The organism is Paenisporosarcina sp. P4_D4 (assembly GCF_056401835.1).
This window is the reverse complement of the sequence record NZ_JBFUIO010000079.1, coordinates 1-11074: the sequence shown is the minus strand read 5'-3', so window position 1 is coordinate 11074 and position 11074 is coordinate 1. Positions and strand designations below refer to the sequence as shown.

General features: G+C 37.7%; 10 protein-coding genes. 3 read left to right on the top strand and 7 right to left on the bottom strand.

The window, feature by feature from the left end:
* Window positions 1-259: 259 nt before the first annotated feature.
* Both AC1DSL_RS13665 and AC1DSL_RS13660 read left to right on the top strand, forming a co-directional pair.
* The gene (locus tag AC1DSL_RS13665) at window positions 260-448 is read left to right on the top strand and encodes a hypothetical protein (RefSeq protein WP_477532584.1); all 189 of its coding nucleotides are present in this window, start codon (window positions 260-262) and stop codon (window positions 446-448) included.
* Window positions 449-655: 207 nt separating this feature from the next.
* Entirely contained in the window at window positions 656-2329 is a 1674-nt protein-coding gene (locus AC1DSL_RS13660; protein ID WP_477532583.1) for a ribonuclease J, read from the top strand.
* A 347-nt stretch (window positions 2330-2676) separates the two neighbouring features.
* Here the strand turns inward: AC1DSL_RS13660 and AC1DSL_RS13655 are convergent, their stop codons facing one another.
* From AC1DSL_RS13655 to AC1DSL_RS13625, 7 genes are all read right to left on the bottom strand, one after another.
* Window positions 2677-3792: a GerAB/ArcD/ProY family transporter gene (locus tag AC1DSL_RS13655; RefSeq protein WP_477532582.1), complete on the bottom strand. Its 1116-nt coding sequence runs from the start codon at window positions 3790-3792 to the stop codon at window positions 2677-2679.
* A 92-nt stretch (window positions 3793-3884) separates the two neighbouring features.
* Entirely contained in the window at window positions 3885-5000 is a 1116-nt protein-coding gene (locus tag AC1DSL_RS13650) for a GerAB/ArcD/ProY family transporter (protein WP_477532581.1), read from the bottom strand.
* A 33-nt stretch (window positions 5001-5033) separates the two neighbouring features.
* Window positions 5034-5267 (bottom strand): hypothetical protein, encoded by a 234-nt coding sequence (locus AC1DSL_RS13645; RefSeq protein ID WP_477532580.1) that lies wholly within the window; start codon window positions 5265-5267, stop codon window positions 5034-5036.
* 6 nt (window positions 5268-5273) lie between these two features.
* Window positions 5274-6464 carry a Ger(x)C family spore germination protein gene (locus tag AC1DSL_RS13640; RefSeq protein WP_477532579.1) on the bottom strand — a complete coding sequence of 397 codons (1191 nt, stop codon included), beginning with the start codon at window positions 6462-6464 and terminating at the stop codon, window positions 5274-5276.
* Window positions 6465-6467: 3 nt separating this feature from the next.
* A complete protein-coding gene (locus AC1DSL_RS13635) occupies window positions 6468-8087 on the bottom strand; it encodes a spore germination protein (RefSeq protein ID WP_477532578.1) in 1620 nt (539 codons plus the stop codon).
* A 361-nt stretch (window positions 8088-8448) separates the two neighbouring features.
* Entirely contained in the window at window positions 8449-9042 is a 594-nt protein-coding gene (locus AC1DSL_RS13630; RefSeq protein WP_477532577.1) for an SET domain-containing protein, read from the bottom strand.
* Window positions 9043-9184: 142 nt separating this feature from the next.
* Entirely contained in the window at window positions 9185-10090 is a 906-nt protein-coding gene (locus tag AC1DSL_RS13625) for a TIGR01777 family oxidoreductase (RefSeq protein ID WP_477532576.1), read from the bottom strand.
* 402 nt (window positions 10091-10492) lie between these two features.
* On the opposite strand from AC1DSL_RS13625, the gene AC1DSL_RS13620 reads away from it, so the two are divergent.
* Window positions 10493-10981 (top strand): hypothetical protein, encoded by a 489-nt coding sequence (locus AC1DSL_RS13620; RefSeq protein WP_477532575.1) that lies wholly within the window; start codon window positions 10493-10495, stop codon window positions 10979-10981.
* Window positions 10982-11074: the final 93 nt, after the last annotated feature.

The following is an 11074-nucleotide window of genomic DNA, read 5'->3' as shown; positions in this document are numbered from 1 at the left end:
GCAATTACAAAAAACAGGTGAAAAAACGACCCCGCAATGAAAGAAGGCATAATGGAGGCTAAGTTGTTTCCCTATCGCGTAGCGTTAATAAAAGATTAATAGGGTATTTTTCAGTTACATCAAAATCCCCTTTTTAAGCCATACTTTCTTATATGGGGAGAGACAACCATAATTCATCAAGCAGCAATAAAAATTCGATGTCACAAACGCCGAAAGGGAATAGAAACAAAAGAGCGAAACCCAATTGGAGTGAATACCGATGAGCAATAATCGTGAAAAAGAGATTTTTTCTGACCCTGCCAATACGATTGTCAGTGTAAACGGCGTTCAAGTTTTTCTTGATAATAAGTTTGAAGATGAAACATTGAATGAGGAAATCGAAAGAGAGTACCATGTGGAAAATGAAGGGAAATCCATTATCAAGCAGCCAGAAAATAAACAGCATTAATCAAACGAACCACCTTTTATTCGTGTAAAAGGTGGTTCGTTTCATTTTGTTTTCACTCTGTACATCCAATGGTGCGTTGATTTCAGTCGCTAACGTATATGATATTCGTTGCCCTTTTTTGATACAGAAACTTTTCCCTAATCCTCATAAAAAGAAAGGCACGTGGGAATACTTCTTATAGCGATTTAAAATAGGAGGATATTTAATTTGGAAACGATAGAAAACTCATTATCCATTTTCGCCCTTGGCGGCGTAAATGAAATCGGAAAAAACATGTATGTCCTGCAAGTTGAGAACGATATCGTAGTCATCGACTGCGGATCTAAATTTCCAGATGAAAGCTTACTTGGCATAGATTTAATCATTCAAGATATTTCCTATTTACAGGAAAACAAGGAAAAGGTTCGTGCTTTAATCGTCACGCATGGTCATGAAGATCATATTGGGGGCATCCCATACTTATTAAAACAATTGAACATGCCGATTTATGCCACAAGAATGACGTTGGGATTAATTGAAATCAAGTTGAAAGAACATGGACTATTACGGCAAACTGAAATGAATTTGATTAATTCCAAGTCAAAAATCAACTTCAATGCCATTACATGTACTTTCTTTAAAACAAACCACAGCATCCCAGATTGTTTAGGAATTGCCTTTCACACACCTGAGGGTACGGTTGTTCATACCGGGGACTTTAAATTCGATTTAACTCCAGTGAATAATGAATATGCGGACATTCATGAAATGGCTGAAATCGGCAAGAATGGTGTTCTTGTATTATTATCAGAAAGTACAAATGCGGAACGTCCCGGATTTACTCCATCAGAATCTTTAGTTGGCGGACACATTGAAGATGCCTTCCGCAAAGCAAACAGGAAAGTATTTATTTCAACATTTGCATCCAATGTTCATCGAGTTCAACAAGTCGTGGATGCCGCCCAAAAAACAAACCGAAAACTTGTCCTACTCGGACGCAGTATGGTGAATGTGGTTTCTGTTGCCATGGAGCAGGGTTATTTAAATGTTCCCGAGGGCATGATTATTGACCCGCATGATATCAAGCGAATGGCTCCAGAAAACGTAGCTATTCTTTGTACAGGAAGCCAAGGGGAACCCATGGCGGCTTTATCGCGCTTAGCAAGCTCCAACTATCGTCAAGTAGAAATCCTGCCTGAAGATACTGTGATTTTCGCTTCGTCACCTATCCCTGGAAATGAAAGGAATGTTTCACGAGTTATCGATAATTTGTATCGGTTAAGAGCAAAAGTCATTTATGGTTCTGGTAGTGCTACAGGGATGCATGTTTCCGGACATGCCTGCCAAGAAGAATTGAAACTGATGCTGACGTTGATGAAACCGAAATATTTTATCCCAGTTCACGGAGAGCTCAGAATGCTACATAAGCATCGGTTATTAGCCGAATCAGTTGGTGTGGAAAGAGAAAATGTCTTCATCATCAGCAATGGAGACGTTGTCGACGTAAACAACTCCCTTGCACGCCAAACGCGAAAGGTCCCTTCCGGCAACATTTTTGTCGACGGATTAGGGATTGGGGATGTAGGAAACATTGTGTTGCGGGATCGCAAGCTTCTATCTGAAGACGGGATGATCGTCATCGTCATTACTCTCAGTAAGTCCGATGGTCAAATTATTTCCGGACCTGATACCATTTCCCGTGGCTTCGTCTATGCACGTGATGCTGAAGAACTGATGAAGGAAGTGGATCGGTTAGTGTTGACTACCATCCAAACAACTGAATCAGCGAATGGACGTCAGCGTAACGTACTGAAGCAAAGCATTAAAGCTACCTTAGGGAAGTTTTTATTTGCAAAAACGAAAAGAAAGCCGATGATTCTACCTATCATTATCGAGATTTAACTTGATTGCATACATGAATAAAAGCGAACTCCATAAATTAAAGGAGTTCGATTTTTTAAATTTATAACTTTACTGGTGTGTCATTTAAAAAAGGTTTCGTCATTTTCCAGTTCGATATGATAACGATTCACACTCTTGAGGGGAAGATCACGAACATAGTCGATTGCAAACACCCATCTTCGAAAACAGAAGATGGGTGTTTAGTGGACCATATATAAAATTATTCACAAGTTATTCCATTTACTTTTTACTCACACCCAAATGCATCATACTAAAATTCCTGTTCAAGAGTTCTCAGGTTTCAGTTACTGAGTAGATCATGCATTGTCGAATGAGCTTTAACAATATTAATGATGTTCAGCTTCTTTTTTTAATTGGTTTTTGCGTAACGCATACATAACTACTAACAAAAGAGGTAAAAATAATCCTATTGATAATGAATATGAAACAAGCGTTGTACTGTCCCAATTTTTTTGGTAGATAACGCTTGGATAAACCATAAGAGAAAGGGCAATGGCAATCATGCCTAACGGTATAGTTAAGGGACGATAATCTTTTAAATTTAAAATTTGTGCAATCCCTAAAACGGAAGCGTAAAAATAAAGGGTCGCCTTAAAGTAGAGCGCAATAATCCAAAAGGCGGCCATTAACGCCTCGATACGCTGTACAAAATCCCCGATATTTATCCTTTTAGCCAATTCATAGCCAGGATATAACTGTCTTGTAGTATTCTCGGCACCTAATACCGCAACACACAAAAATGTAATGATGATGGTGACGATTCCACCTATTAAGTTTCCAATTAAAAAGGATTTTTTTCCTTGTCTAGCTTTGTTTATAAATGCAGGAAAAATCATTACCAAAATAACAGCATTGACAGAAGAGTAAACCACTAAATTCAGGGATGATTGAACAATTTTTTTTGTTCCTGCCTCATATACAGGTTGTATGTTTTCAAACTTGATTTCTGGTGAAATAAACACCACTAAAATGAGAAATAGGAAGAAGAAAACAACAATTAAGATTTCGGCCGACCTAGCGATTGTCTCTAACCCAAGACGGACACCCATCACGATAATCATTCCCATAAGTGTATTTAGCGCTACCATTGGAGTACTTGGCAGCACATGGATATTTAGAAAAGTTCCAGAATGAGCTAGAAGAGTAGAGGTATAAAGAAAAGAAAGCGACACAAATAAAAGAGAAAATATTGTCCCTATCCATTTCCCAAAGAGTTTAATATTGATTTCAATAAAAGTGAGATTTGGAAACCATTTCCCTATTGTGCAAAATAGCCAAATGACTAGTAACCCAATCCCCATCCCGAATATCGCGGCAATCCAAGCGTCTTGCTTCGCATTTTGAGCTAAGCCTGATGGTACAAGCAAGACGCTCGAACCAATCGTAAATAGGGTGACTAGAACAAGAAATTGGTACGAATTTATTTTTACATCCTTCATCATTTCATATCATACCTTCCGCTCCAATAGGACTCCCGGATACCTGTCACTGAGTTGGCAATACATTGCCAACTTGGCTTTTAGCAAATTTTTTCCTAAGGATTTCTGGCACCTTTTTTTAATTTCTTTTTTCGTAACCCATATATAACTACCAGCAAAAGAGGTAAAAAAAGTCCGTATGACAATGATAAGGTATTACCCGTTGTACTGTCCCAATATTGTTTGTAGACGACGTTAGGATAAATCACGAGAGAAAGGACAACAGCAAGCATGCCTAAGGGTAATGTTAAAGGGCGATAATCTTTCAAATTTAGAATTTGTGCCATACCTAAAACGGTAGCGTAAAAATAAAGGACCGTCTTAAAGTAGAGCGCAATAATCCAAAGTGCGGCCATTAACGCCTCGATTCGCTGTACAAAATCCCCAACATTTATCCTTTTAGCCAATTCATAGCTAGGATAAGCCTGTCTTGCGGTATTCTCATGACCTAATACAGCAACACTCAAAAATGTAATAATAATAATGATAATGCCACCTATTAAGTTTCCTAATAAAAAGGATTTTTTACCTTGTTTCATTTTGTTAATAAAGGAAGGAAAAATCATTAATAAAGTAACGGCATTAACTGAAGATATTACGAAATAAAATACGGATGATTGAACGATCTTTTTTGCACCTACTTCAAATACAGGCTGTATGTTTTCAAACTTGATTTCAGGTGAAATAAACACCACTAAAATGAGAAAAAGGATGAAGAAAACGGCAATTAAAATTTCTGCAGAACGAGCGATGGTTTCCAATCCAAGACGGACTCCCATCACCACTACCCCCGCCATAAGAATATTAAGGACTACCATTGGAGTACTTGGCAGCGCATGCATGTTTAGGAATGTCCCACAATAAAACAAAAGTTCTGAAGTATAAAGAAAAGTCGTGAGTACAAAAAAAACAGAAAAGGCTTTACCTATCCATTTTCCAAATACTTTTTCATTGATTTGGATAAAGGTGAAGTGAGGGAACCAAAGAGCTATAGTAATGAATAGCCATATGACCAATGACCCGAGTCCCGTACCAATTATAGCAGCAATCCAAGCGTCTTGTTTCGCATCGGCTGCTAATACTGATGGTACAGTTAAGAGACTCGTACCAATCGTAAAAAAAATAACTAAAACTAGAAATTGGTACGAATTTATTTTAACGTCTTGCATCATTACATATCATACCTTCCGCTCCATACTGTTCTTTCACTTTAACAAAAGAGCAATAACATCATTAAGAGGTTTAAACACAAAAGTGAGTAAATCTAGTGGAGTTGGAATAGATTTTCCAAATCCTAGTGTAATACTTAACCCTACGGCAATGACAAGAAGAATAGCAAACACAAGTAACTCTTTTTTTAACTTTTTTTCCAATAGAGGTGGAACTTCAATCCACAGAATGGTAGCCGCAATCAGGAGTATTCCTAAAGTTTTCAACATGATTATTTAATCCTTTACATCTTCTAGGTAGGAATTAATTACTGTACCCGTATGCTGAAGTTTCACGTCAACTTTAACGTTCGCTGACAACTCAGAAAATCCTTCATCCCTCCACTGCTCTTTCATCTTTTTCCATTCTTTCGGATTGGATCGATGAATGGCTTCACCAAACCCAAATATGTCTGATTCATATTGTTTTTGTACACTTTCAATGGTCATATTAATGGTCTCTTTCACTCTTTTTTCCGTGATTTTCTCTAGCTCAACAATTGATTTTTGTTCACTAAGATTAATTTGACATTCTACTTCCCCAATATTTCCTTTTATTTTAATATTGACATCCACTTCGGGCTTTCCTTTGTTTATTTTGCCTTTCACTTTAGAGTCGAATTGAATAATCTCTATAGTGGCTTTCCCCTCTTCAGGACAAGATATAGGAGTTACAGTATTTTGCACTTCGTTGACGATGCCATTATACCCTTTGCTTTCTCGTTCAGTTAACCAGCCCACCAGTTTATCTTTTTTAAACACAGCTAATTCATCATATACAATTCGCGCTTCAGGAGTAATTGATTCTACATTCTGTTTGCTTGTTCCTATTTCTTGGTTCCCTGTCACTAGAATTCCCGTTAATACCGCTTCCTTTCCTTCATTTGTTAGATCTGTTATCAGCTTATCTAATATAACGGCGTGCGTTGCGGCCCAGGCTTTTTCTGACGCTCTAAGCGTGTTAAACATTTTATTTGCGGGTATGGCTTCAAGAGTTGTTGTGACATTTAGTACCTCTTCCGCGGTCAAATCCTTAGCAATAACAACATAAAAATCAGATCGAAGTTCCCAATCTCTTGACAGAAACTCTAAGGATTCGCCTATACCTTCTTTAGCTAAATCCTCACCAATCACAAGCATTCGAAGATGTCCAGGATATATTTTTCGAGGCGAGCTCTTTGTTATTTTTCGAAGAGCTTCATATACCGTTTCCCCGCTCGCCTGAAACAGGATTACCGGTGAACGCCCAGTACTTGCTTTCGCGGATATTTCAGAAGGTACAACCACTTGAGCAGTTACTTGGTATTCATCTTCTACTTTATCGATTCCTAATGCTAATGCAATGCCAAGCTCATTTAATTCCCTCCGGTCCCAACACCCCGTAAGAAAGAGACTGAGAATCAGGAGTACAAACATGCACTTTTTCATCGTTTACTCCCTTTCATACTCCTCATTTTTTGTTGGATGTGGTTTTGCAGAGGCGGAATCTTGTTGACGAGTCATATTTTGTTGATTGATTAGGCGAGGTCGAGTAAACATTTTCCATTTAGGCAAACGAATAAGCGTGTCCTTTTGATCCGAAATATTAAATGGAGCTAATGGAGACATATATGGTATGCCAAAAGAACGTAAACTGCATAAATGTAGAATAAGAGCAATTAAACCTATCGTAATTCCAAACAAACCGAAAGCTGCTGCGATTGCCATAAATACAAAGCGGAACATCCTAACAGCGATAGCCAAGTCATAAGTAGGAGAAACAAAACTTGAAATGGCTGTTATTGAAACTACGATGACCATCGCAGCAGAAATTATGCCTGCTTCAACGGCTGCTGTTCCAATTACAAATGCCCCTACTATAGACATGGCTGCACCGATGTTTCTGGGCATTCTTATACCTGCTTCACGCAAAAGTTCAAAGGTGACTTCCATTATTATTGCTTCAACAAATGCCGGAAATGGGACGCCTTCCCGTTGGGCTGTCAAACTAATAAGGAGTGCAGGTGGTAGCATTGAGTGATGAAAAGTGGTGATTGCAATAAATAATGCTGGTGCCAATAAAGCAATTGTAAATGCAAAAAAACGAAGAAGCCGAATAAGACTCGCAATATCTGACCGTTGATAGTAGTCCTCGGAAGCTTGAAAAAATTGGACAAATAATGCTGGAACAATCAGTACAAAGGGTGTTCCATCAACTAAAATAGCTATGCGCCCTTCTAATAGTGCCGCAGCAACTATATCTGGACGTTCTGTATTAAAAACTGTTGGAAAAGGTGAGAGAGGTGCATCCTCAATCAACTCCTCAATGTTTCCACTTTCAAGAATTGCATCAATTTTTATTTTATCCAAACGCAAACAGACTTCTTTCACTATTTTGTCATTTGCAATGCCGTTCATATACATCACGGCAACGTTCGTTTTCGTTCGTTTTCCAATAATTTTTGATTCCATCCAAAGATTTGGGTCTTTAATTTTCCTGCGAACTAAGGCTGTATTTACACGCAAATTTTCGGAGAAACTTTCGCGTGGTCCCCTGACTACCATCTGAGATGATGCTTCGGTTACTCCCCGATCAACCCAATGTCTGTTGGAAATGATTAAACCTTGCTTATAACCATCGATTAAAATAACCGTATCTCCCGATAAAAGACCAGTAAAAAGCACATCGAAATCGGTTAAATCTTTTATATCCCCTACTGTCATAGCAAAATCTTTTAATACGCTAATAAGATTTTGTTCAGGAGATATCTTTTCCTGCAATTCCGTCCCTTTGGTATCCAACATGAGCGTTTCCAAAATGAAGTTTTGTAATGAGGGTGTGTCAGTTAACCCATCTGTATATATGATAGCGGCTTTAATGGATCCTTCTTTTCCAATATTAATTTCTCGAATGATAATATCAGAGCTTTCCCCAAGGGAATCTTTAATTATTTGTATATTCTCTTGAAGATTTGGTTTTATATCCTCTGTTGGACTTTTATTCGTCCTTTGACTAGTTGAAGTAGAATTGGGTTGTATTTTATTATTAATTTTCTTTTCGAAAAAGCCCATACACTACCTCATTTACTGTTTCGTTTTTATTTTTTATAACTTTACTTTTTTTGGTAATCCCTTTGTCAGTTACAAGAAAATTAACCCAATTACTAMATAAACTTTCTTCACAAGCATGTTCAATTTTTCTTTATTTCATACAATATTATTGGTCATATTAAGTGCAACTTTTGAAATAAAGGGGGTAAACCATTTTTTGCAGAACTAAAGAATTCGAAAACCTAATTTCTACTGTAAATGTATTAGAAATGAGATTCGTATTTTGTTATTTCATTAGAGAATAATAAAAAACGATAAAACCCCTGAGTAGGTTTTATCGTTTTATGGTTAGAAAGCTTTTTAAATTTAGACGCTACCATTATTATTGGTGACGATTATAGTAAAGGCACTTAATTGAATCCGGCAGATAATGCTTTGTTGTTGCAATTCTTACTTTCTCGACGAATTCAGGTCGAATGAGTGGTTGAAGCGGTTGTTCCACTTTATTAAAATGTTGAAAAGCGTCACTGACCACTATATCCCATTCTTCGTGGTAACGGAGAAGGTCATCTGGGTAGACTCTCGTCCGCTCCGTCCCGTCTTCAGGGAAACAATCAAAAGGTTCATCAATATTCAAAGTTCCATAATCGTCTGTTAACTCTTCACCTGGATAAATGTCTCTGATGGCTACCTCGAATTCATAAGCGGTCCCCATGCAATTGGCATGAAAACTGTGGTTCACATATCTCCCTAAATCCCAACATAAAACGTACTTCCCTTCTTGGTTTCGATATGCATATTTTTTCAATAACTCGCTTCTATACTCGTCAACCGTATGAATATAGTCGGGCTCCAGTATTTGATCGAGGTCGTCCAGTGCCCACGTAATCGTTCCTTTCGGAATAAATTGAGTCGCAAATACCCCAAAACCCATTTCATCATTTATATAACGTAATTCCGTATGCGGATGTATCATATCTAAGTATTCCCCTTTACTAAGTCGGTATTAAAACCAGTTTATGCACTTGGGGAATGACTTGTTGAAAGCTATGTTAAAAACGCTTAATTCGAAAACACAAAACCTCCAGAAGAATCGTTGATTCTGGAGGTTTTGTGTTTTAAGAAATGGATTGTTGCTTTAGGATGATTTGATGAAATGCCTTCTCAATTGTTTCGAAAGTAAAATGAAACCCTTCTTTCTCGATCCTCTCCGGCAGCACCCAACGACTTTTCACAATGAGTTCTGTTTCAGTTCGTATAAGGATAGCACCGATTTCGAGCATCCATTTTGGGGAAGGCAATCCAAGCTTTCGATTCATTGCTTTGCGCAATTGTTTCATGAATTCACGATTTGAAACGGGATGTGGAGCAGACAAATTAAAGACACCCTCCAAGTCGGTTCTTTCCTGAAGGAATAGAATAATCTGGTACACATCTTCAATATGAATCCAACTAAACATTTGATTACCTGACCCCTGTGCCCCACCGAGCCCGAAGCGCACCAAGTTGAAGTAAGGCTTCATCACGCCACCCTCTGCACCAAGTACAATTGCCATTCGTAAAGCCACTAGTCTAGTATGTGGAAGTTGATAATCGAATAGGGATTGCTCCCACGCTCTGGCTATATCTACCGAAAAACCGTTGCCAATTTCCCCATTTGTTTCCGTCATGGGACGATCTTCTGCATGACGATAAATCGTTGCTGTACTTGAATTGATCCATAATGGCGGTGGAGTTTCACAAGCCAACAGAGCGTTTCCAAGTATTTGAGTCGTCTTCGTACGGGAACTCATGATTTCTTCTTTATTCTTGTCATTGTAACGACAGTTAACGGATTTACCAGCAAGATTGATCAGCATTTCCGCACCATTCAAAGCACTAATAATACCCGTCTGATTGGACCACGCAATATGGTGAGGCTGTCTTGAAATAATCACCACTTCATACCCTAAATCGGTGAATTTCCCCTCCAAGTATTGTCCAATAAAACCTGTTCCTCCAGCTAAGACCACCTTCTTTTTCATACCATCCACCCGTTTTCTGACAGTTTATTTAACATGACGAAGAGAGAGTAAAAAGGATGCTTTAATTCCACTTACAATCAAAATAAAAAGGGGATAAAAATACATCTGAAATGTGGATGAATGAATCGAATAAAAAAACACCTCGAAAATGTTTACATAATTCAAATCATTAATTAAGATCTAACCTTATTTTTATGACTGCAAAAAAACGAGGAAAACCTCGAGCTATAAGATAATTCGTAAAAAAGAAGAGAAAATCTAAGTAGAAAGAATATGAATATTCAAAAAAATAGTATAAAAGACTCTGAATCTATTAGAAAGAAACAAGCATTTTAACTCATTGTTTTAACTCACTTTTGCAAATATTCTAATAAAGATTAACTATCTCAAGGGGGTTACGAATTGAAAAAGTTTTGGAAATCTAGTATTACATCGGTTGTGTTTGCAGGAACATTGCTATCCGGTATGTCCGGTGGCTTTGCAAGCCCAATTTCCGAAGCGCCTCTTCATCAACAAGTATCACATTCTGCTCAATCTCATTTTGCAGGATCTATCGATCTCTCGATTGTTAATGACGAGAAATTAATCAAAGCATTAATGAAACGTGGTGTAATACCAGCTAATGCATCAGAAGCACAAAAACAACAGGGATTGCATAATTATTTAGCTGTTAAAGGTCAATCTGACTCTAGTAACAAAGTAAGTGATGATCCATTAGCGAAACAGGTGAAACAAGCCGAAGCGAAGAAACAGAAAGAATTCAATAATGGTTTATTAAAGGGAAATGGCAAAAAAAATGGGCATCTAAAAAAACAACCAGATCCTGTTGAAGAAGGGGCATCACCAGGTGTAGTGAAACAAGGTAAACTATTAACAATAATGGTAGAATAATCGGATTTTGAACATAATAATCTCCAACCAAAAGAAACAGACAAATACAACGAGCATTACAAAACGAAGCAATTCGAAGATATTATAATAGAT

Excerpts from the sequence above, each read along its gene's own strand:
- AC1DSL_RS13665 (WP_477532584.1), top strand. The coding sequence starts at position 260 with ATGAGCAATAATCGTGAAAAAGAGATTTTTTCTGACCCTGCCAATACG.
- AC1DSL_RS13655 (WP_477532582.1), bottom strand. The coding sequence starts at position 3,792 with ATGATGAAGGATGTAAAAATAAATTCGTACCAATTTCTTGTTCTAGTC.
- AC1DSL_RS13650 (WP_477532581.1), bottom strand. The coding sequence starts at position 5,000 with ATGATGCAAGACGTTAAAATAAATTCGTACCAATTTCTAGTTTTAGTT.
- AC1DSL_RS13645 (WP_477532580.1), bottom strand. The coding sequence starts at position 5,267 with ATGTTGAAAACTTTAGGAATACTCCTGATTGCGGCTACCATTCTGTGG.
- AC1DSL_RS13640 (WP_477532579.1), bottom strand. The coding sequence starts at position 6,464 with ATGAAAAAGTGCATGTTTGTACTCCTGATTCTCAGTCTCTTTCTTACG.
- AC1DSL_RS13635 (WP_477532578.1), bottom strand. The coding sequence starts at position 8,087 with ATGGGCTTTTTCGAAAAGAAAATTAATAATAAAATACAACCCAATTCT.
- AC1DSL_RS13630 (WP_477532577.1), bottom strand. The coding sequence starts at position 9,042 with ATGATACATCCGCATACGGAATTACGTTATATAAATGATGAAATGGGT.
- AC1DSL_RS13625 (WP_477532576.1), bottom strand. The coding sequence starts at position 10,090 with ATGAAAAAGAAGGTGGTCTTAGCTGGAGGAACAGGTTTTATTGGACAA.